The sequence below is a fragment of the Vibrio sp. Isolate25 genome, from assembly GCF_022398025.1.
Classification (GTDB): Bacteria; Pseudomonadota; Gammaproteobacteria; order Enterobacterales; family Vibrionaceae; genus Vibrio; species Vibrio coralliilyticus_A.
Map to the genome: position 1 here is coordinate 16,504 of NZ_JAKEUT010000007.1, position 22,020 is coordinate 38,523.

Consider the following 22,020-nt stretch of genomic DNA (forward strand, 5'->3'; position numbering starts at 1 on the left):
AAAATACACCGGACAAAAACTCTCATTTAACTTATCAATAATTTGCATAACATTAGATATGGAAGTTAAACTGTAACAAGTACAATCTTTAGCTGATCATGCATGAACCACCTATCTTTTTATTGGCTTCCGGAAAACAATGAGCTTTTAGTCAAAGGCATCGAGTCTGAATTCTCAACGTTAGTTGAACACGCCATTAACTCGGGCAAAATTACACTGCCGCCGATTTCCGATGTTGTTTTAAACATTCAAAAATTATGTACCCAAGATTCAACCACAGTGTTGGATATTGCAGACCGCCTGCTTGAAGATCCTGGCCTTGCCGCTATTGTCATTCGCGTGGCTAATTCTGTCATATTTAATCGCCGTAACATAACCTGCACCGATTTAGTCACTGCGGTATCTCGCTTGGGTATTCTACGCGTACGCGATATCGTAACAGCGCAGGCTATAGAGCAGTTGAAACACTCCGTTAATTTGAGTCGCGGCTGTAATGAAGTATTAGTGAATAGCGCTCATAACTCACGCGAGTTGGCAGCCACCATGGTGATGGTTGTGAAAGGTTTTAAAGAAGCTAACGCCCCTAAGTATAGTAATCTCGAAACAGATAAAGCCCTCCTCACTGGTTTACTCGCTGATATCGGCTTATTTTGTATCGTAAATGAATACCACATGTATCTTGAACAAGGTAATTATCTTGATGAAGATATCGCTTTTCAGATTTTCAATAACCAATGTTCCAATGCGAGCCGGCTGGTGTTAAAGCATTGGGGCTTTGACAGTGATTTCTTGGAAGTCGCAACCAATCAACTGCATCAAAGACAAAGTGTTGATGTAAGTTACCTAGATATAGCACGCATTGCCAATCACATTCTGATGTTCCGTCGACAAGATGAAGAAATCGACGAGCATACGGTTGAATTTGACCTAACTGGTGCAGATATACTGTACAAGCTCAGTAATTTAAGTGATATTGAGTTCAATACACAGATCAATGAGTTAATCAGCGCTAGTGGACTTTAGCGCTTAACGTACCAGTACACAGGAAGCCACATGTTCTCAGGGATGATATTCATCTTTGCCCCACTTGTTGTGGGGTATTTAATATCGATTTCCACGTCGTCCATTCTTGATAAAATCAACGCAACCACTGCAAACCTGATTTATGTCATCTTAGCACTAATGGGCTTAAGTCTTGCTTCGCTGGATAACCTCGGGCAAAATCTACAGCTCATCCTCAAATACGTTGCCGTATTCTTTACTTGTCTTAGCCTGAGTAATTTGGCTGCTCTGCCCATCCTCGATAAGCTTTTGCCTATAGAAACCGATGCCAAACAAACTAAGATCCCTCTCTCAAGCATGGCCATGGAGTCCGTCAAACTCATTGCTGTTGTTGGAGGTGGTTTGTTCGCAGGATTAATATTGCCGATCGATTTGAGTTGGGTAGACACAGCCAGCGAATGGATTCTGTTTGTCTTACTATTTTTCATCGGCATCCAACTGCGCAATAGTGGCCTGACGCTTCGCCAAATATTACTCAACAAACACGGTATGATCATCGCATTAGTGATCATCGCAACCTCTATGATTGGTGGTATCGTGGCTGCCGTCCTATTAGATATCGATCTTTACCGTGGCTTGGCAATGGCCTCTGGCTTTGGCTGGTATTCTCTAGCGGGTATTTTGATGGGTGACGCTTTTGGCCCCGTTTATGGAGGTGCATCATTTATGATTGAACTCCTTCGAGAACTGATTGCCTTAGTATTGATTCCCCTCGCGATACGCTCTCGGCCTTGCACTGCAATTGGCTATGCAGGTGCAACGGCGATGGACTTCACATTGCCTGTCATCCAAACTACAGGAGGTGTCCGATGTGTACCCATTGCGATAGTGAGTGGATTTATATTAAGCCTTTTAGTGCCCGTATTGATGCTTTTCTTTGTCTCTCTTGCAGGCTAGATCGCATGATTTTATCTTTAGATTCACTATATTAAGGCTCGACCACACACAATAATTTAGCGATTGCTAATTTAGTGGTTTTATAATAACTATTCTTCAAAAGGAAACATTATGACACGTCTACTGATTGCATTGCTGTTAGGCGCGACCTCTACTATGGTTGCCGCTGCTGACAATGCATGTTTGTCCAAGAAATACGACGCTTATGTTGATGCTTCTCTACATTGGTACGAAGATCTAGCAAAGCTAACTTCTGAGCAATATCCTGATCTTAAAGAGGTCAGTGAGTGGTTTCTGGAAGGTCGAAAAAACCATTTTGAGTTAAACCGTGCAGCGGTTCACTACTACCTTGAAAACGACCCATCCAAAATAGCAACCAGTCAACCGGTCGAAGCATGGCTTCAACTAGAGCAAAAAGACATCAAAACCTTGTCTTCACGCAGCGACGAATTGGGCAGGTTAGCTCAGGTAACCTTTAGCGACCGTCAGTCTAAGCCACATGAGAAGAACTACGACCTTCGCTCTGCGTTTGCCGATCTCTTAAGTCACCCCACTAAAATAGACGACGCACTTAAGCGCTACAATCAGGCAATTAAAGAGTTAGAAACCATTGCCTGTGACACGTAATACGCTTTGCCACCAAGCCAGTTTGCTGGTGGCAAACTTCTTATTGCAGAAAAGAATTTCAAATAATTAAGACGGGACTTTGCGCCCGTTTTCGTTTAGATTGTCGCGCTGCAACAAAAAAGATAAGAGCAATGAGCTGTATGGTATCGGAACACAAAACGGCTGACGTGAGTTTCGAGAGTTTACTCCGAATCTTCACAGTCCCTGAAGGGCCAGACTCAACACTAACTAAAATTGAAGAGAAGCTATCGCAAAATCTAAACCAGTTTTTGCGTGAACATATTGTCGCGGAAGAAAAGCCACTTAAGGAAATTGAGAAAGATTTCTCTAACGCTACGCTTCCAGAACAGCCCGAGTTTGTTTCCGAACATACCCAGCACTTGCTTGATACCTTGGTTTCCCACTCTGTGCACACCTCTGCACCAAGTTTTATTGGTCATATGACCTCGGCACTACCCTATTTCTTGATGCCACTGTCAAAGATCATGATTGCGCTAAACCAAAATTTAGTAAAAATCGAGACTTCTAAAGCATTTACTCCCTTAGAGCGCCAAGTGCTCGGCATGCTGCACCGCCTTATTTACAATCAAAACGATGAGTTTTACGCCCAATGGATGCACAGTGCGAATCACTCACTAGGTGCGTTCTGCTCTGGTGGTACCATTGCCAACATTACCGCCCTTTGGGTTGCGCGCAACAACGCTTTAAAAGCTCAAGGTCACTTTAAAGGCGTAGAAAAAGAAGGCCTTTTCAAAGCGATGAAACATTACGGCTACGAAGGATTAGCGGTACTCGTATCAGAGCGTGGGCATTACTCACTAAAGAAGGCTGCAGATGTACTTGGGATTGGCCAGGAAGGCCTAGTCGCGGTAAAAACCGATGCTAACAATCGTATCTGCCCTGAAGCACTACGAGACAGCATCTCTCAGCTTAAGCAACAAAACATCAAGCCCTTTGCTGTGGTCGGTGTCGCGGGAACAACGGAAACAGGTTCAATCGATCCCATTGCTGATATTGCAGAAATTTGTCGCAATGAAAACTGCCATTTCCACATTGATGCAGCTTGGGGTGGCGCAACCTTGATGTCGAACAATTATCGTCATCTTCTCAATGGTGTAGAGCTTGCAGACTCAATTACCATTGATGCCCATAAACAACTATATATTCCAATGGGCGCCGGTATGGTGCTATTCAAAGATCCGGAAGCGATGAAGTCCATCGAGCACCACGCACAATATATCTTGCGGAAAGGTTCTAAAGATCTTGGCAGCCATACACTTGAAGGCTCTCGCTCTGGGATGGCCATGTTAGTCTATGCTGCGATGCATATTATTAGTCGGCCTGGCTATGAGCTCTTGATCGACCAAAGTATTGAGAAAGCCAAGTACTTTGCCGAATTGATCAAACAACAAGACGACTTCGAATTGGTATCGGAACCAGAACTTTGCCTACTCACCTATCGCTATCTTCCTTCCGACATTCGTCGCGCTCTTGAGAAAGCAAACAACCAGCAAAAGTCTGAGCTCAATGAGCTACTGAATGAACTAACTCAATTTATCCAGAAACGACAGCGAGAAACGGGCAAATCGTTTGTTTCGCGTACTCGCTTAAATCCTGAGCAGTGGGATAGGCTAAATACGATAGTTTTTCGAGTTGTGTTAGCTAACCCACTGACAGGAAGAGATATTTTGGGTATGGTGTTGGATGAGCAAAGAGAAATTGCTCAACAAGCGCCAAAACTAATGGCAAGAATCCAATCAGCTGCTCAAAAAATCAAAGAAAACTGAAAATTTCTTTCTAAAAAGCTGTAACTTGCCAAACATCGATGGCCTCAAATCGCGAAAACTTTTGCATATAACGATAATTTGTGTAGTTTTGGCAAAGTTTAGTTTGAGGCTTGTCATATTCTCACTAATTGAACTGTATAAAAATTACTGTAAATCTGTTGCTTAGGTTTATACTGGACCCATGGCGCTGGATAGTTATTGCCTTTAGGTGACGACTTGTAACCTTTTAATGAACAGGTATATCCAGTGAGTTGTTCTCTATACCCTCGTGAACACTATGAATACATTAGAAAAAATTCAGAAAAATCTAGAGAATTTTAGCAAGTCTGAACGTAAAGTGGCTGAAGTTATTATGGCTTCTCCGCAGACAGCAATTCACTCTAGTATTGCGACACTGGCCAAAATGGCAGACGTAAGTGAGCCAACTGTTAACCGCTTTTGCCGCCGCTTGGACACCAAAGGCTTCCCCGACTTTAAACTTCATCTAGCGCAAAGCCTCGCAAACGGAACACCTTATGTGAACCGTAACGTAGAGGAAGACGATGGACCGGATGCTTACACCCATAAGATTTTTGAATCTACAATGGCTTGTTTAGATGTTGCGAAGAACAGCCTAGACTCAATGCAAATTAACCGGGCTGTGGATTTGCTTACTCAGGCAAAGCGCATATCATTTTTTGGCCTTGGTGCTTCTTCGGCTGTGGCTCGAGACGCTCAGAATAAGTTTATTCGCTTTAACATCCCAATTACCTGCTTTGAAGACATTGTGATGCAACGTATGAGCTGCATCAATTGTACTGATAACGATGTCATTGTTTTAATTTCCCATACAGGCCGTACTAAAAGCCAGGTAGAAATTGCCAACCTAGCACGCGAAAATGGCGCAACGGTTATCGCTATTACCGCTAAAGACTCTCCGCTGGATAAAGCAAGCTCTCTATCTATTTCATTGGATGTTCCTGAAGACACCGATGTCTACATGCCAATGGCAAGTCGTGTCGTACAAATGACGGTCATCGATGTGCTGGCAACAGGCTTTACGCTGCGTCGTGGTTCCGGTTTCAGAGAGAACTTAAAACGTGTAAAAGATGCACTTAAAGATTCTCGATACGATAAACTGTCACAGTTTTAAAAAAGGAGCGCTTGTCGCTCCTTTTCTCTACCCACCATCTAAATCTTGGCTAAGAGTTTTGTGTCTTAACTTCTCTACTTTTAAGCTCACCACCTAAGACACGAGCAGTTGCTTGTGACTCGGCCATATTTTTTTGCCTACCATTTTCGCCATGGCAATTGCATACTTGTCTAAGAATATAAACTAACCGCTCTTGGGTGAGTGGAAGAGGATTACCTTTAATAGCGACAGATTTGAGTGCGTCAGCAGCAACCAAATCAAACGAAGTGCTACAGATACCGAATTGATCCAGCTTTGGGAGATATAATTTATCTAGCATCATGTTTACCCAAAGTATTGCATCCTCTCGTCTAGCATTTGTTCGTTTTGTCAAAATCCTTGCAATATTTTTATAACGCTTAAGGACGTCATGCCGACCCACTATTTTAGCCGCTTTAATGTTTTCCGACATCACATATGGTGCTAAACGAGCACTAATTACACTGTGCGGAGCTTCTAACTTACCGCCTAAAGCAGACGCCAAACCATGAGCAGCACCCAACTTAGCATTAGTGCTCGCCATCCCTCCCAGCATAGCGGCGAAGGATAGGTCAGAACGTGCTTTTGGGTTATCGTCAAGGCATCCAGAGAGAATTGAAGTACTCAATCGCCGAAGCCCTTCTTCACAAATCATATCGGTCAATGGGTTCGGATTTCCGCAAACATAAGCTTCCATCAAATGTGTGAAAGCGTCCATCGCTCCTCTGCCCGATGTATAAAGGTCTGTACCATAGGTCAACGTTGGGTCAACGATGGCTACATCCGCTAACATATCAGGGCTACGTAGGCTGACTTTGACTTGATCTTGTCCGGAGCGTAAAACTGCATTACGTGTGACTTCAGAACCCGTACTTGCCGTTGTAGGAATGGCAATGAAAGGAATAGGCTTGGCTTTTAAGGGAACACTACGCCCAACCACTTCAACATAATCATACACATCGCCCTGATTGGGAATGATCGCTGCCAACGCTTTGCCCATATCCAGAGCACTGCCCCCACCAATCGCAACGACCATATTAGGTTTAAACCTTCTCCCAATTAACGCTGTTTCTTCCACCATTGTAATATTTGGCTCACCAGACACCGACACATGTTGATAACGCATTGATTGAGATTCTAGATAATCGACTACAACTTTTGCCCTATCTAGGCTCTGACCCGAAACAAGTAACACGCTATAACCGTATTGGTTGAGAATAGAAAGCGATGACTGCAGCGAACCTTCACCAAAAATAATTCGGGTGGAAGTCATGAATTGGAACATACCCGAACACTCCCTGCTTGATACATACAACGAATAGAGTGCCTTGAAGCGATAGAAATTAAATTGATTCAGTTCAACTTGTATCCATTAACCCTATAAAAAATAAGACTTTCACGAGCAAGCCCTCAAGTTAACTATCACATGCATTTGGTAAACTTGTACGGATAACGTACAAAAAGACGTCAATAGCTTTTACCTATCAAATCAACAGGTAATTGCATCTTTATTTCCTACTTTTATTCGGGCATAGTTGCACGTAATAAAATAAAGGAGAAAGACATTATGTTCGTAGTTATCTTTGGTCGCCCAGCATGCCCTTACTGTGTTCGTGCAAAAGAACATGCTGAAACGCTTAAAGCTAAGCGCGACGACTTCAACTACCGTTACGTTGATATCCATGCAGAAGGTATCTCAAAAGCTGATCTAGAAAAAACAGTAGGTAAACCAGTTGAAACGGTTCCACAAATCTTTGTCGATCAAGAGCACATTGGTGGTTGTGATGACTTTGAAGCGTATGCAAAAGAGCATCTAGGTCTTTTTGACGAGTAATTATCACGAATTAAAGAAGCCGCTTATTAAGCGGCTTCTTTTCATTTTGAATTAAATCAATATTGTGAATTCGTTACTCAAGTCAGCTAATAGTAAATTATCAAATTTTTCACTTATCATTTTGCAATATTCAGATACAATTCGCACACTTACCCTATGGCACTGAAACAAGAGCTGCCCAGTGAACATTGATGTTGTAAATTTGCTTGAGCAAAATCCTATCCTTCTCATTTTTGTGGTCCTTGCCATCGGACTGGCAATCGGAAAAATTCGCTTTGGAAATCTTCAACTTGGTAACTCCATAGGAGTACTCCTGACTTCGCTGATTATGGGGCATTTAGGCTTTACGTTTAATGCTGATGCGCTGACGATTGGCTTTATGCTCTTTATTTACTGCGTAGGTATTGAGGCAGGTCCAAACTTCTTTGGTATTTTCTTTAGGGATGGCAAACACTACTTCATTCTCAGTATGGTCGTGCTTTCAACCGCTGTATGTATTACCTATTTTTCCAGCCACGGCTTAGGGCTTGATTTCGGTCTTTCTGCTGGCATGATGGCGGGAGCTTTAACCGCGACACCAGTACTTGTAGGGGCTCAAGATGCACTGAACTCTGGACTAGCCACAACCCCTCGCGGGATGGACTTTTCACAAGTGATTGAAAACCTGTCTGTTGGTTATGCCATGGCCTATCTGATTGGTTTGATCAGCATGATTATGTTCGCTAAATTGCTACCCAAGTTGCAAAAGCAGAACCTATCAGATTCTGCTCAGCAAATCGCTCAAGAGCGTGGGTTAGGAAACACAGGACAACGTAAGGTCTACTTGCCCATTATTCGTGCTTATCGTGTCGGTCAGGAGCTGATCGACTGGATTGATGGTAGAAACCTGAGGGAACTCGGTATCTATCGACAAACTGGCTGCTATATTGAGCGTATTCGTCGAAATGGCATACTCGCCCATCCTGATGGTGACGCTATTTTGCAACAAGGCGACGAAATCGCACTGGTTGGTTTTCCAGACAGCCATGCTCGATTGGATCCTAGCTTTAGAAACGGGAAAGAAGTCTTCGATCGAAATCTTTTAGATCTACGCATCGTTGAAGAAGAAATCGTCGTAAAAAGTGACTCTATCGCCGGTAAGCGTCTGTCAGACTTGAATCTATCCGAATACGGCTGTTTTTTGAACCGCGTAGTAAGAGCACAAATCGAAATGCCTATGGATTTGGACATTGTTCTGGCGAAAGGGGATGTGCTGCAGGTCAGTGGCGAAAAGAGCCGTGTTCGTGGCTTAGCGGAAAAAATCGGTTTCATCTCAATTCACAGCCAAATGGCAGATTTGCTCGCTTTTTGTAGTTTTTTCATACTCGGCATTTTGTTCGGCCTCATTACCATGACTTTTGGTCAAGTTTCGTTTGGCTTAGGTAATGCCGTCGGCCTGTTGCTATCAGGTATTACCTTGGGGTTCTTACGAGCCAATCACCCCACGTTTGGCTATGTACCGCAAGGCGCACTAAACATGGTTAAGGATCTAGGTTTAATGTTCTTCATGGTTGGCATTGGCTTAAGTGCCGGTGGTAAAATGTTTGAGCATTTAGCGCAAGTTGGCCCACAGGTGATTGGTTTATCCTTCTTAGTTAGTGTCGTTCCAGTCGCTCTTGCCTATTTGGTTGGAGCTTATATCCTCAAAATGAACCGAGCACTGCTTTTTGGTGCCATTATTGGTGCTAGAACCTGCGCTCCGGCAATGGATATCGTTAACGATTATGCTAAATCGACCATTCCAGCACTTGGATACGCTGGCACCTATGCCATTGCCAACATTTTAATGACCTTAGCCGGTACAATTTTGATCATTCTTAGCTGATTACATAAACCTAAAAAAGGCTTCCAGATGGAAGCCTTTTCTAATTCTAAACCAATCAGCTTAACGGTCTCAAATATGCCAAGAAACGTTTCTCTGCGTATTTGAAACACCAAAGAATAATAAACGTCAACATCATATAGAATAGACCAGCCGTTAAGAAAGATTCGAATGGCGCATAGTAGCGAGAGTTAACCAATCGTGCCGCACCTGTGAGGTCCACAATCGTGACGATACCTGCCACCGCACTGCCGTGAAGCATAAAGATCACTTCGTTGCTATAAGCAGGTAATGCTCGACGCAAAGCGCTTGGCAAAATGATCCTACGGTATGTCATAAACGTCCCCATTCCGTAAGCTTTAGCCGCTTCAACTTCACCTTTAGGTAAACCATTAATAGCACCGCGGATAATTTCAGCCGTGTATGCTGATGTGTTGAGCACAAAAGCAACAAGAGCACAAAACCATGCGTTCTCCCACAAGGTATCTTTGACTGGGAAGAACTGATCCATACCGTAGTAGATCAGGTAGAGCTGAACCAGCAATGGTGTACCACGGAAAAAGTAGATAAATGCCCAGCTCGGTCCATTAATTAAATAATTTGTGCTATTACGCGCCACACCAAGAGGAATCGCGACGCAAAGGCCAATAATCAGAGCTAAGCCCACCAGCCACACAGTCGTCCACAAGCCTTCGAGATAGATAGGTAAACTTTCGATAATCAGTGAGAAATCCATTTCTTACCTCGCATGAATACTGAATTTGCGCTCTACAAGCTTGAGCAAGCCCGTCGATACACTGGTGAAGAAAAGGAAAATGATCGCAACAGCCATGTAAAAGGTAAACGGCATTTTAGTAGAACCCGCAGCGAGTGAGCTCATACGGACCATATCTTCCAAACCGATAATGGAAACCAACGCTGTTGTCTTTAGTAATACTAACCAGTTATTGCCAAATCCAGGCAACGCGTGACGGATCATTTGAGGTAAAAGGATGCGTCGAAAGGCCAAGACTGGACTCATCCCGTAAGCTTTTGCCGCTTCTAATTCGCCCTTATCCACAGCCATGATTGCACCACGGAAAGTTTCCGCCATGTAAGCACCAAAAATAAAGCCAATCGTAAGCACACCGGCGATAAATGGACTGACATCAATGTAATCCGGCAGGTATGACGTCCATTCATGATTTGGGTCACTAGAAGCAAACCACTCATTCAATGATTCATTAATGGCATACAAGCTATTGTTAAGCAGAATCTGTCCGCCGAAGAAAATCAGCATCATTAAAACTAAATCGGGAATACCACGGATAACTGTGGTGTAAAGTGTTGCAATTGCGCGTGCCCAGCGGTATGGCGCCATTTTTGCCAATGCGCCCAGCATGCCTAAAACCATCGCAAGCAGCAGCGAAAGCAGTGCTACTTCTATGGTCACAATGGCCCCTTTAAATATAGAGGCTTCATATCCTTGTAAATCCAGCATAGGTGAGTTCCTGATCCCTAGACTCAAAGCTTATTGACTTATATAACCATCAACAAGCTATAGATATAATTCGACCGCTGGCTACTTCTAGGAACTAGAACCAGCGGTCGCTTTTCGATGATTACTGACCGTAAACGTCGTATTTGAAGTACTTAGCAGCAATTTCTTGGTAAACACCTTTCTCACGTAGAGATAAGATTGCAGCATCTAGCTTCTTAGTAAGGTCTTTGTCTTGTTTGCGAACAGCAATACCCATACCTTCACCAAACCATTTAGCATCAGTCAGTGCTGGGCCAACAAACTCGTAGTTTTCACCACCTTCTTTGTTTAGAACACCTTCTTCTAGAGCTGATGCATCACCAAGAACCGCAGCCACACGACCGTTCGCTAGATCAAGATACGCTTCGTCAAAAGAGCCGTAACGTACGATCTCTACTTTGTCACCGTAGTTATCAGTTAGATACTTATCGTGAGTTGTAGCACGTTGAACCGCGATTTTTTGACCATCTAGGTTGTCAAAATCAAGACCTGCGCCCTTCTTCGCAATGAACTTGTTAGGAATCTGAGCATATTTACCTGTGAAATCGACTTTCTTCTTACGCTCTTCAGTGATGGACATCGCAGCAATGATTGCATCGTATTTACGCGCTAGTAGAGAAGGAATAATACCATCCCAGTCTTGCGCAACGATCTTACATTGGACCTGCATTTCCTTACATAGAGCATTTGCCATGTCTACGTCGAAGCCTTTAAGAGAGCCATCCGCTTCTGTCCAGCTAAATGGAGGATACGCACCTTCAATACCAAAGCGAACTGTCTTCCAATCTTTCGCTTGAGCCACACCTGTTGCTGCCGTAGCAGCCAAAGCTGCAACTACTAACCACTTTTTCATTTCCATACTCCTGTGATTGTGATTTTTATCTTATATTGTGTCTGTCATTAGCCTGCTGTAAATGCAAGCTTAGTAAATTGATGAGATGAACTGCTGTAGACGTTCTGAGTCTGGGTTAGTGAAGAGCTTAGCAGGGTCTCCCTGCTCTTCCACTAAACCTTGGTGTAAGAACATGACATGGTTAGAAACATCGCGTGCAAATGCCATTTCATGCGTTACAACCAACATGGTTCGGCCTTCTTCAGCCAAATCTCGCATTACACCCAAAACTTCACCTACCAACTCTGGGTCAAGTGCAGAGGTAGGCTCGTCAAATAGCATCACTTCAGGATCAACAGCCAATGCTCGTGCAATAGCCGCACGTTGCTGTTGTCCACCAGAGAGGTGACCAGGGTAATAATCTTTACGCTCGTACAGGCCAACTTTTTTGAGTAGCAGCTCGGCATTCTCCAACGCCTGAGCTTTAGGTACGCCTAACACGTGTACTGGCGCTTCAATAACATTTTCAAGAACGGTCATGTGCGACCAAAGATTGAACCCTTGAAATACCATGGCAAGCCTAGAACGGATGCGCTGTACTTGCTTTTCGTTGGCTGGAATAGCCTCACCTTGGCGATTATTTTTCATTTGGATCAACTCACCGTTTACCCAAATTTCACCTTCGGTAGGCGTTTCAAGAAGGTTGATACATCTTAGAAAGGTACTTTTACCTGAACCTGATGAACCAATAATGGAGATAACATCCCCTTTGTGTGCCTCAAGCGAGATACCTTTAAGGACTTCATTTTGCCCGAATGTTTTGTGCAGTTCCTTTATGTCCAGCGCTGGTACATCATTCATGCGCTAATACTCCCTGTCTTTTATTATTTTACCAACCCTTTATACGGCTCTTGTGGTTGGTTAACTGCTGGGTTCCACCCATATTTCGCTACAAACTAGCACTCCCCTGAGCAACATGCAACAAATTATTAACCTTCATTTTTGAGATATATAACCACTTTATACGATTAAACATTCAATTTATAGTGCAATTATCTCCATAATGCGCATAAATCATTTTTATAAACACATTATCTACCGAACCGATGAATTAACATTTTTATAAAAACCAGATCTATCTCAACAATTCTCTCAATAGTGATAAAGAGTGTAATATTGATGTTGTTTCAAAAGTCGAAAAAATCACATTGTGAAAATTATTTTCACTTTGAATTTCAATAACTCATTATCATCTCAATCACCCTGTAGTTTTCTTTCACATTCTTTCATAAAGTGATCTAAATCAATCACTCTTTAGGGTTAGCACGTTACACTCGCCACAAAGATAAAAGCCTCAATAAGCCAATTTTTGTCTTTTCTATCGTCTATGCTTAAGCACGCTAAACACACCGCACAGACAATAGTTCAAGGACCCAAATGCAGGAAGCTGAGTCAGGTTTTTAATAAGATCGTCTACCTACAATAATTACGGGCGACTCTTTGAAGAATTATTAACTTTTTAGAATATGAGGAATCTATGTCAGACGCAGTCAATAAACCGCACTCTGATTCGGATATCGAAGAGAAGAGCTATCGTGAGCTGCACCGCCCAGCTTCCGAGTTTGAAAGCCGTTCAGATTATCTAGATCATGAACTACAAATCATGAAGCCTCGTCGCTTCGGTTTAAACTTACCTGGTCGTGACTTCCGCTTTGAGCTCGAAGATTTAGTCCCCGCATTAGCAGGGACCATAGGCATTATTGCAATGTATTCCGCCGTAATGATGTCATGGGCTGAAGGTCTGACCGCAGCATGGGATCACATCAACCTAGGTAAAGACTTTGCTATCGAAGTTGCTCGTGTAGAAATGTTAATTCCTGCATTGCTCTTCTGTGTACTGGCTTCCGGCTTTATTAACCCGAAAGCAAACCTAGCTGGTAACCACGGTCCAATGATCCCTCTAATCGGTACCATCGCTTTAGCTGGCGCGCACCCTCTTGCATTGGCGATTCTTATCGGTATCTTCGGCCTGCTACTGAGTTTCCTCAAAGGCGGGTCTAAGCTCGTTAATTTGACCTCACAAGGTACTGCTGGCGGCTTGTTGATCTTCCTCGGCCTAACTGGAACCATGAGCCAAATAAACTCAATCCAAGCTTGGGCTGTAGGTCTTCAATCGGACACAGTAGCCGCTGGCAGCATGGGCTACGTTGGCCTGATTGTCCTAGCCGTAACCATTGCTCTATATGCGTTCTTGGCAAAAGTAAACAAACGTTGGCTTGCGATTCCCGTCTGTGCATTTACAGGCTTAGCGATTGCACTCGTACTTGGCGCAGGTTTCGACATTAAATTCGTCACGGAAACAGGTCTTCCTAACCTAAACCCAGTGTACTGGTGGGGCAGCACCGAAGAAGGTTGGATGCTAGGTCTTCCTAATATGGAACACTTCATTGCATCACTACCGTTTGCAATCCTAGCAGTCGCTATGTGGTCTCCTGACTTCCTAGGTCACCGTATCTTCCAAGAACTGAACTACCCTAAAAAGACTGAAAAAGTACTGATGGACGTTGATGACACCATGACAATGTGTTCTGTTCGTCAGATGGTGGGTACAGCTGTGGGTGGTGGTAACATCACTTCATCTTGGGGTACTTACATGATCCCAGCAGCGATCGCAAAACGCCCTATCCCTGGCGGAGCTATCCTTCTAGGTCTTCTAGTAATGATTATTGCAATCCTTGGTTTCCCAATGGATATCGCAGTATGGCCTCCAGTCATGCGTGTAGCTCTTCTTGTTGGTGTCTCACTTCCTCTACTCGAAGCGGGTATGCAGATGGTGAAAGACTCGAAAGATTCGCAAGCAGCAGGTATCTGTATCTTTGGTTCTGCTGTCGTCAACCCTGTACTTGCTTGGGCTCTGACTATGCTACTCGATAATAATGGCCTGATTGGTGATAAAGAACGTGCTGCTCGCCTGTCATTTGTCGACAAGATAGTGATCCCAGTTGGCGTACTCGTTATCTGTCTCGTAGCTATGCTGGCGGTTGGCATGCTTGAAGGCCAGTACGGCATCCAAGCTTGGTTATAACAATTCAATTATTTTGTGGGTGGCAAGCTTTGCCACCCTATTTTTATCGAGTTTTTTGAGGGTTTATTGATTTAGTTTAAGGTTTGCAACTTTTTTTTAGTTTAACCTTGAAACCAAGTTAATAAGAAACCGTATCAGAAAGTAACAATATTTATAGTTTGTAGTGCTTTCAGTAATCACAATTAGAAACTATACATATTGTTATTCATAAAGAGTGTACCGCCCCAGCGATGGGAACCTGACTCGCTCAACGGATCAGACAGGTACGTGTTTTTTCTACTAAAAAGGTAGGTATGTCATGGCAGAGCAATTTGCTAAAGCTTGGGAAGGTTTTGCTGAAGGTGATTGGCAAAACGAAGTAAACGTTCGTGATTTCATTCAGAAGAACTACGCACCGTATGAAGGCGACGAATCTTTCCTAGTTTCTGAAGGTACTGAAGCTACTAACAAGCTTTGGGCTAAGGTAATGGAAGGTATCAAAATTGAGAACTCAACTCACGCACCTGTTGACTTCGATACTGACGTTATCTCTACCATCACTGCTCACGATGCAGGCTACATCGAAAAAGATCTAGAGACTATCGTTGGTCTTCAAACTGATGCTCCTCTTAAGCGCGCTATCATCCCTAACGGTGGTATCCGCATGGTTGAAGGTTCTTGTAAAGTTTACGGTCGTGAACTGGATCCTAAAATCAAAGAAATCTACACAGATTACCGTAAAACACACAACGCGGGTGTTTTCGATATCTACACTCCTGATATCCTAAAATGTCGTAAATCTGGTGTTCTAACTGGTCTTCCAGACGCATACGGCCGTGGTCGTATCATCGGTGACTACCGTCGCGTTGCGCTCTACGGTATCGACTTCCTAATTAAAGACAAGCTAGCTCAATTCGCTTCTCTACAAGAGAAATTTGAGAATGGCGAAGATCTTCAAATGACTATGCAACTGCGCGAAGAGATCGCTGAGCAGCACCGTGCACTTGGCCAAATGAAAGTTATGGCTGAGAAATACGGTTGTGACATCTCTCGTCCTGCTGAAACTGCACAAGAAGCAATCCAGTGGACTTACTTCGGTTACCTAGCAGCGGTTAAATCTCAAAACGGCGCGGCTATGTCTCTAGGCCGTACTTCGACGTTCCTAGATATCTACATCGAGCGCGATATCGCTGCTGGTAAGATCACTGAAGTACAAGCTCAGGAAATGATTGACCACTTCGTGATGAAACTACGTATGGTTCGTTTCCTACGTACTCCTGAGTACGATGATCTATTCTCTGGCGACCCAATCTGGGCAACAGAATCTATGGGTGGTATGGGTCTTGACGGCCGTACACTAGTTACACGTACTAACTTCCGCTTCCTAAACTCTCTATACACAATGGGGCCTTCTCCAGAGCCAAACATTACTGTACTTTGGTCTGAGCAGCTACCTGACGGCTTCAAGAAGTTCTGTGCGAAAGTATCTATCGATACGTCTTCTATCCAGTACGAAAATGATGACCTAATGCGCCCAGACATGGAGTCAGACGACTACGCAATCGCTTGTTGTGTATCTCCAATGGTTGTTGGTAAGCAAATGCAGTTCTTCGGTGCTCGTGCTAACCTTGCGAAAACTATGCTTTACGCAATCAACGGTGGTGTTGATGAGAAGCTGAAGATGCAAGTTGGTCCAGAAATGCCTAAGATCACTTCCGAAGTACTAGACTTCGACGAAGTGTGGAATAACCTAGACCACTTCATGGATTGGTTAGCTAAGCAGTACGTTGCTGCACTAAACAGCATCCACTTCATGCACGACAAGTACTCTTACGAGTCTGCACTGATGGCGCTACATGATCGTGACGTTTACCGTACTATGGCTTGTGGCATTGCAGGTCTATCTATCGCAGCTGACTCACTATCTGCAATTAAACATGCGAAAGTGAAACCAATCCGTGACGAAGATGGTATTGCAATCGACTTCGAAATCGAGGGCGATTACCCTAAATTTGGTAACAACGATGCTCGCGTAGATGACATCGCTTGTGAACTAGTAGAAGTGTTCATGAACAAGATCCGTAAGCTTAAGACTTACCGCGATGCTGTTCCTACTCAGTCTATCCTTACTATTACATCTAACGTTGTATACGGTAAGAAAACTGGTAACACGCCAGACGGTCGTCGTGCAGGTGCTCCGTTTGCTCCAGGTGCAAACCCAATGCACGGCCGTGATGAAAAAGGCGCGGTAGCCTCTCTAACGTCTGTTGGTAAACTGCCGTTTGCTCACGCGAAAGATGGTATCTCTTACACCTTCTCTATCGTGCCAAACGCACTGGGTAAAGAAGAGACTTCACAGCGTGCTAACCTTGCTGGTCTGATGGATGGTTACTTCCACCACGAAGCAGGTATCGAAGGTGGTCAGCACCTAAACGTGAACGTACTTAACCGCGATACTCTAGAAGACGCTGTTAAGCACCCTGAAAAATACCCACAGCTAACTATTCGTGTTTCTGGTTACGCAGTACGTTTTAACTCTCTGACTGCAGAACAGCAGCAAGATGTTATCGCACGTACTTTCACCGAATCACTATAAGTTTGGTTGATTGACTTTAAAGCCCCGCTTCATAATTAAGCGGGGCTTTTTTATTGCGAAGCAAATCAAAAGTTAGACTCAAGCCACATTTATATTTCAATTTTCTTTCTTTCCTCTCTGATGAATACGATATGGAGTAATATCTAGGCTCCATTCAGAAATGATGTATTGAAATGAACCTATTACGCACTCTTCCCTTGATATTGTTGGCTTCAAGCGCCGTCGCTTCAGAACGTTCAACTGTATCGTTTTCTATTGATAATGATGGCGTATTCGGTGTCGATCAGGATTATACCAACGGACTGTTTCTCACCTATACCTCTGACGCTGTCACTCCCAATTGGTTAACCAACCCAATGAGCTTATCATTTTGGGGTGGTACGTCTTTAGATAAATATGAATTCACACTTGGCCATAAAATGTATACCCCTTCAGATATTGAAGCGACAACTCCTATGCCCAATGAACGCCCTTACGCAGGCTACCTTCATGCTGAATTTAATTACATCAGTCTTCATCCTCAGCAAGCCCAGCGTTTCAATTTAACTTTGGGTACAACAGGTGAAAGCTCATTGGCTGACCAGGCACAAGATATCGTCCACGGTATTACCGGCTCTGATGAACCTCGTGGCTGGGCCTATCAAGTCGATGATGAATTTGTAGGTGGCCTTGGGTACCTCAGTCATTTTAACCTTTGGCGTGATCGTGCAATGGCAAATACAGACTGGGAAATTTCGAACGTTTCAGAAGTGAACGCTGGTAATTTCCGCAGTGATGTATCAACAGGCTTTATGTTCCGCTGGGGAACAGATTTAGCCGGTAGCATGGGCGCTGCCAACATTGATAACGAAAACCCATTCCGTGCAGGCATGCTAGGTGCTTCTAAAGGCGGTTGGTTTGTATTCGGTGGCATTGAAGCTCGCTACCGCTTTAACGATATTACCATCGAAGGTGACCGCTCAGGTGTGGTCGACTACGCTAATCGCAACGGTGAAAACCCAAGTATCTATGATGTAACACTAGAAGAAAAACAAGCCAGCGCAGTGGCTGGCTTTGCTTGGTATAATGAACACTTTGGCGCTGCGGTGACAGCGACAGCCAAAACACCTGACTACAAAGAAGCGAAAGACTCAATGTACGGAACAGGTGGCCTCGCGTTGTACGCCTTCTTTTAAATCGTGAACCTCTGGCAGTCACTATTGAGGCTGCCAGCTCTTTGCTCAACAACTTGGCTGACGGAACGCAACTGTTCATTATTCTCTTCTAGCTCTTTCATTGCGCTGGAAATCTGAGTCATATTATCGGCCATTGACTGGCTGGTTGTTGCTAGCTCTTTAATTGATGCAAAAATCACATCCGTTTGATGAGAGGCTTCATCCGCCTTTTCCGTAATGGTTCGCAGTGCCTGCATTGCCTCATGGCCTTTTTCCTGACCTGTTCGCATCGATGTTTCGGATTGACCAATGTATTGAATCACTTCAGCGCTCTCTTTCTTCATGGTATCGATCGTTTCCGAAATTTCCGCCACTGCATCAACCGTTCTTACAGCAAGGCTACGAACTTCATCAGCAACGACAGCGAAGCCTCGGCCTTGCTCGCCAGCTCTCGCAGCTTCAATGGCCGCATTTAGAGCAAGAAGGTTAGTTTGTTCGGCAATACCGTTAATGATTTCCATCACTGAGTCAACTTTGGAAGACGCTTCTTCCAACTGCTGAATGTGTCCTGCGGCAGATGTCAAAATCGAGCCCACTTCTTCCAGAGAGCCAATTGCAGCTCCGATGATTTGCGCACCTTTTTCCGCCGACTCAGTTGAAGAACGACTGATTTCAGAGACAAATTCCAATGAATTCGACACTTCTTGTGTTGTCACACTGACTTCTTCGGTTGCTGAGGCTAGCAATTGGGTCTGCCCAAGCACTTCTGATTGGTGATGCGCCAGCTTATCCAACCCCTGATTAAGCTCAGCCGCGTTGCCCGATAGCGCTTGACCACTCTCTTGTACCCCAGAAACCAACTCGCCAAGGTTCTCACAACTTTCATTAATGCTAATTGCCAGCTGATTAAACTCATCATTAGGGTTCTTTGTTAACGCCATACGCTTAGAAAGATCGCCTGCTGAAACGTTATGAAGTATTTCTCTGGTCTTAGTTAAAGAGCGCGACAATGAAGTGCTTTGCATGATGAAAATAGCGATAGTGAAAACAGCCAAAATAATACAGGCAACGAGAATAGACCAAAGAGTCTGCTCTGATGATTTCTCAGCTGACATTTGATACTCAGAACTGATGCCGCTTAATTCACTGGTAATAGAAGCAATCAATTGCGTCAGTTGAATTTTATTTGAAATAAGTTGCTGCTCAACGCTGCCAAGTTGCTGAGAAAGTTCACTGACACGAACAAATGTCGCTTTGTATTGCTCTATCTCTTTCTCATACAATTCCAACATAGCGTAGACGTTAGACATACTTTCAAACGCCCCCATCGCCCTGTTGAATAGCTTGAGGTTTTGTTCATTCGGCTGGAGTAAGTAGTTTTGTTGGGACTTAACCATAGCTTGGAAGTCAGAGTTAAGCGTCACCATGCCCGTTTCAGCAATTTTCTGTTCAATAATACTGGCTAGCTTCTTCAGCTCGCCCAACTTTCCTTCATCAATATTAAAACCGAGTTCCTGTTTTAGCTCTAACCATGGTATTGCTGTGGTTTGAAAATTGTTAATACTCTGCTCTAGTTCGCCTCCATAACGCTTAAGATTAAGCGTATTTAAAAAGGAAACATCGTTATTAACAGCCGCAACTATATCAGCTATATCCTGCTTCGCTTGTGCGACTTGTGAGCCTGCCAAATTATCTAATTCGCTACTCAGCGTTAGTATCTTACTTTGAGTTTGATAGATTGAAATCGAACCAGATGAAATATCACCGCTGTGGTGATACTGCTCACTCATATGAGTCAGCCTTGAAGAAGTAAAAACAGCGAGAGTGACAAACCCTATTGTCAGTACAACTAAAAACAGAGTCACTTTTTGTTTCTGTGAAAGCGCAAGCATATTCATAGAAAATCCTTTAACATCAGACGGATGCAGCCAATAACTTGCCTAGCCTATATGTATACCAATTATTATAAAAATCATTAATGGCAACATTTTTATAACATACATTTTAGTCTATGTGCGCTTTTTTTATTAGTCAGCAAAAACTTAGCGATAAAATCCTGAAGTGCTATTTAAACCCTACTTTTTGTAATAAAATAACGAACAAATCACTAATTAGAGATGTACACATGTCAACAACCGGCCGTATCCATTCTTTCGAGTCCTGTGGAACAGTTGATGGACCAGGTATTCGCTTTATTGTCTTTATGCAAGGGTGTTTAATGCGATGTATGTACTGCCATAATCGAGACACGTGGGACACACATGGAGGCAAGGAAGTCACGGTTGATGAGATCATCAGTGAAGCGAAAAGTTATCGTCACTTCATGAATGCTTCAGGTGGTGGCGTAACTTGTTCAGGTGGCGAAGCTATGCTTCAGCCTGAGTTCGTACGAGATTTCTTCCAAGCAGCAAAAGCAGAGGGTATTCATACTTGCTTGGACACGAATGGGTATATTCGCAAACATACTGAAGTGATTGATCAAGTATTGGAAGCGACAGACCTTGTCATGCTCGATCTTAAACATATGAAAGACGAAATTCATCATGACTTTATCGGGGTATCTAATAAGCGAACCCTAGACTTTGCACGTTATCTGCATAACATTGGTCAAAAAACGTGGATCCGTTATGTCGTGGTCCCTGGCTATACTGATGATGAGGAATCCGCACACATGCTGGGAGACTTCATTAAAGACATGGATAACATTGAAAAAGTGGAGTTGCTTCCATATCACAAATTGGGCGCACATAAATGGGAAGCGCTAGGCATTGAATACCCATTAGAAGGGACCAATCCACCTTCAAAAGAAACCATGGATAATATTGTTTCAATCCTTGAGCAGTATCACTCAAACGTAAAATATTGATACCATCTAGTGACTATTTCGTAAAAAATACCAGCCCTATCAGGCTGGTATTTTTTTGAGGTCACTTTGTTGCTATCCGAACTATTCGCGCTCGTTATCGTCCTGCTTTCAATTAATTTTATCTGGAAAGATGTCTACTACACTTTCTGGCCTAAGCTCAGCGAAGAGCGAGGCTTTCAACACCTAACTTTCGCTGTCATCTTGGCCTTATTTGCTCTTTGGTCTGCACAAGCAGGTGTCAAAGAAGGGCTGTCGATTCATTTTCTAGCGCTGACCTCTTTGACTCTAATGTATGGTTGGCGCAGTGCCTATGGCTTATCCATCATCATTTCTTTGTTATTAGCCTTATTTGGCCAACGCAGTTTCACTGAACTGCCAGAGTATCTTCTTCTTTCCTGCCTACTCCCAATCGCCATTAGCTATTTTATCTTTCTCACAAGCTACCGGTACTTACCTAGAAACATATTTGTCTTTATATTCGTAGCCGGTTTTTTCAATGGCGCGTTAACAGGAAGCGCACATCTGCTCATCAACTCTGCTTACCATGTGATACAGGGATCATACGACTGGGAAACCGTAGTCGACAACTACATGGTATTTGTCCCATTACTTGCTTTTCCTGAAGGGCTGTTGAACGGCATGACGATGGCGATGTTTGCAGTGTTCAAGCCTGAATGGCTACGGGTTTTCTCCGACCGCGATTACATCTATAACCACTACCATAAAAAGTAACCATCAAAACTGAAATTTCTTTACATTTTTCATAATAAA

The 22,020-nt window shown here is 43.6% G+C and carries 17 protein-coding genes and 1 pseudogene; 12 read left to right on the plus strand and 6 right to left on the minus strand.

What is annotated here, in order from left to right:
- Window positions 1-102: 102 nt before the first annotated feature.
- The 5 genes from L1D15_RS14425 (at window position 103) to L1D15_RS14445 (ending at window position 5,505) form a co-directional block, all read left to right on the plus strand.
- Window positions 103-1,023 carry an HDOD domain-containing protein gene (locus L1D15_RS14425; RefSeq protein ID WP_239865913.1) on the plus strand — a complete coding sequence of 307 codons (921 nt, stop codon included), beginning with the start codon at window positions 103-105 and terminating at the stop codon, window positions 1,021-1,023.
- 30 nt (window positions 1,024-1,053) lie between these two features.
- Window positions 1,054-1,959 (plus strand): lysine exporter LysO family protein, encoded by a 906-nt coding sequence (locus L1D15_RS14430; protein ID WP_239876233.1) that lies wholly within the window; start codon window positions 1,054-1,056, stop codon window positions 1,957-1,959.
- 111 nt (window positions 1,960-2,070) lie between these two features.
- A complete protein-coding gene (locus L1D15_RS14435) occupies window positions 2,071-2,586 on the plus strand; it encodes a hypothetical protein (protein ID WP_239865909.1) in 516 nt (171 codons plus the stop codon).
- A gap of 140 nt (window positions 2,587-2,726) precedes the next feature.
- Window positions 2,727-4,373 carry a pyridoxal-dependent aspartate 1-decarboxylase PanP gene (gene panP / locus L1D15_RS14440; RefSeq protein ID WP_239876322.1) on the plus strand — a complete coding sequence of 549 codons (1,647 nt, stop codon included), beginning with the start codon at window positions 2,727-2,729 and terminating at the stop codon, window positions 4,371-4,373.
- 277 nt (window positions 4,374-4,650) lie between these two features.
- A complete protein-coding gene (locus tag L1D15_RS14445) occupies window positions 4,651-5,505 on the plus strand; it encodes a MurR/RpiR family transcriptional regulator (RefSeq protein ID WP_019276064.1) in 855 nt (284 codons plus the stop codon).
- A 154-nt stretch (window positions 5,506-5,659) separates the two neighbouring features.
- Here the strand turns inward: L1D15_RS14445 and L1D15_RS14450 are convergent.
- A pseudogene (locus tag L1D15_RS14450) lies at window positions 5,660-6,808 on the minus strand (iron-containing alcohol dehydrogenase); the annotation flags it as partial.
- Window positions 6,809-7,090: 282 nt separating this feature from the next.
- On the opposite strand from L1D15_RS14450, the gene L1D15_RS14455 reads away from it, so the two are divergent.
- Together L1D15_RS14455 and L1D15_RS14460 are read left to right on the plus strand one after the other, a co-directional pair.
- Window positions 7,091-7,357, plus strand: a complete 267-nt coding sequence (locus L1D15_RS14455) for a GrxA family glutaredoxin (protein WP_006959039.1) — start codon at window positions 7,091-7,093, stop codon at window positions 7,355-7,357.
- A 181-nt stretch (window positions 7,358-7,538) separates the two neighbouring features.
- Entirely contained in the window at window positions 7,539-9,221 is a 1,683-nt protein-coding gene (locus L1D15_RS14460) for an aspartate:alanine antiporter (RefSeq protein ID WP_239865904.1), read from the plus strand.
- A gap of 55 nt (window positions 9,222-9,276) precedes the next feature.
- On the opposite strand, the gene L1D15_RS14465 is transcribed toward L1D15_RS14460, so the two are convergent.
- From L1D15_RS14465 to L1D15_RS14480, 4 genes are all read right to left on the minus strand, one after another.
- Complete coding sequence (locus L1D15_RS14465; protein WP_239837245.1) at window positions 9,277-9,954, minus strand: ABC transporter permease; 678 nt, start codon at window positions 9,952-9,954, stop codon at window positions 9,277-9,279.
- A 3-nt stretch (window positions 9,955-9,957) separates the two neighbouring features.
- Complete coding sequence (locus tag L1D15_RS14470; protein ID WP_045974540.1) at window positions 9,958-10,698, minus strand: ABC transporter permease; 741 nt, start codon at window positions 10,696-10,698, stop codon at window positions 9,958-9,960.
- Between the two features lie 121 nt (window positions 10,699-10,819).
- Entirely contained in the window at window positions 10,820-11,590 is a 771-nt protein-coding gene (locus L1D15_RS14475; RefSeq protein ID WP_239865902.1) for an ABC transporter substrate-binding protein, read from the minus strand.
- A 69-nt stretch (window positions 11,591-11,659) separates the two neighbouring features.
- A complete protein-coding gene (locus L1D15_RS14480) occupies window positions 11,660-12,430 on the minus strand; it encodes an ABC transporter ATP-binding protein (RefSeq protein WP_239865901.1) in 771 nt (256 codons plus the stop codon).
- 676 nt (window positions 12,431-13,106) lie between these two features.
- On the opposite strand from L1D15_RS14480, the gene L1D15_RS14485 reads away from it, so the two are divergent.
- The 3 genes from L1D15_RS14485 to L1D15_RS14495 all read left to right on the plus strand — a co-directional run bounded on the left by L1D15_RS14485 (window position 13,107) and on the right by L1D15_RS14495 (window position 18,404).
- Entirely contained in the window at window positions 13,107-14,654 is a 1,548-nt protein-coding gene (locus L1D15_RS14485) for a DUF3360 family protein (RefSeq protein ID WP_239876235.1), read from the plus strand.
- Between the two features lie 298 nt (window positions 14,655-14,952).
- The gene (gene pflB / locus L1D15_RS14490; RefSeq protein ID WP_239865899.1) at window positions 14,953-17,229 is read left to right on the plus strand and encodes a formate C-acetyltransferase; all 2,277 of its coding nucleotides are present in this window, start codon (window positions 14,953-14,955) and stop codon (window positions 17,227-17,229) included.
- Between the two features lie 173 nt (window positions 17,230-17,402).
- A complete protein-coding gene (locus L1D15_RS14495) occupies window positions 17,403-18,404 on the plus strand; it encodes a lipid A deacylase LpxR family protein (RefSeq protein ID WP_239876236.1) in 1,002 nt (333 codons plus the stop codon).
- Here L1D15_RS14495 and L1D15_RS14500 read toward each other — a convergent pair.
- A complete protein-coding gene (locus L1D15_RS14500) occupies window positions 18,401-20,281 on the minus strand; it encodes a methyl-accepting chemotaxis protein (protein WP_239876237.1) in 1,881 nt (626 codons plus the stop codon). The two genes, L1D15_RS14495 and L1D15_RS14500, sit on opposite strands and share 4 nt — an antisense overlap.
- A gap of 227 nt (window positions 20,282-20,508) precedes the next feature.
- Here L1D15_RS14500 and pflA point away from each other — a divergent pair, with 227 nt between their 5' ends.
- Window positions 20,509-21,249 (plus strand): pyruvate formate lyase 1-activating protein, encoded by a 741-nt coding sequence (pflA, locus tag L1D15_RS14505; protein WP_239865896.1) that lies wholly within the window; start codon window positions 20,509-20,511, stop codon window positions 21,247-21,249.
- Between the two features lie 66 nt (window positions 21,250-21,315).
- Window positions 21,316-21,981, plus strand: a complete 666-nt coding sequence (locus tag L1D15_RS14510; protein WP_239876238.1) for an energy-coupling factor ABC transporter permease — start codon at window positions 21,316-21,318, stop codon at window positions 21,979-21,981.
- Window positions 21,982-22,020: the final 39 nt, after the last annotated feature.

Bases quoted from the DNA above. Each gene is read 5' to 3' on its own strand.
- L1D15_RS14470 (WP_045974540.1), bottom strand. From the start codon at position 10,698: ATGCTGGATTTACAAGGATATGAAGCCTCTATATTTAAAGGGGCCATT.
- L1D15_RS14425 (WP_239865913.1), top strand. From the start codon at position 103: ATGAACCACCTATCTTTTTATTGGCTTCCGGAAAACAATGAGCTTTTA.
- L1D15_RS14430 (WP_239876233.1), top strand. From the start codon at position 1,054: ATGTTCTCAGGGATGATATTCATCTTTGCCCCACTTGTTGTGGGGTAT.
- L1D15_RS14475 (WP_239865902.1), bottom strand. From the start codon at position 11,590: ATGAAAAAGTGGTTAGTAGTTGCAGCTTTGGCTGCTACGGCAGCAACA.
- L1D15_RS14480 (WP_239865901.1), bottom strand. From the start codon at position 12,430: ATGAATGATGTACCAGCGCTGGACATAAAGGAACTGCACAAAACATTC.
- L1D15_RS14485 (WP_239876235.1), top strand. From the start codon at position 13,107: ATGTCAGACGCAGTCAATAAACCGCACTCTGATTCGGATATCGAAGAG.
- L1D15_RS14435 (WP_239865909.1), top strand. From the start codon at position 2,071: ATGACACGTCTACTGATTGCATTGCTGTTAGGCGCGACCTCTACTATG.
- pflB (WP_239865899.1), top strand. From the start codon at position 14,953: ATGGCAGAGCAATTTGCTAAAGCTTGGGAAGGTTTTGCTGAAGGTGAT.
- L1D15_RS14455 (WP_006959039.1), top strand. From the start codon at position 7,091: ATGTTCGTAGTTATCTTTGGTCGCCCAGCATGCCCTTACTGTGTTCGT.
- L1D15_RS14495 (WP_239876236.1), top strand. From the start codon at position 17,403: ATGAACCTATTACGCACTCTTCCCTTGATATTGTTGGCTTCAAGCGCC.
- pflA (WP_239865896.1), top strand. From the start codon at position 20,509: ATGTCAACAACCGGCCGTATCCATTCTTTCGAGTCCTGTGGAACAGTT.
- L1D15_RS14465 (WP_239837245.1), bottom strand. From the start codon at position 9,954: ATGGATTTCTCACTGATTATCGAAAGTTTACCTATCTATCTCGAAGGC.
- L1D15_RS14445 (WP_019276064.1), top strand. From the start codon at position 4,651: ATGAATACATTAGAAAAAATTCAGAAAAATCTAGAGAATTTTAGCAAG.
- panP (WP_239876322.1), top strand. From the start codon at position 2,727: ATGGTATCGGAACACAAAACGGCTGACGTGAGTTTCGAGAGTTTACTC.
- L1D15_RS14500 (WP_239876237.1), bottom strand. From the start codon at position 20,281: ATGAATATGCTTGCGCTTTCACAGAAACAAAAAGTGACTCTGTTTTTA.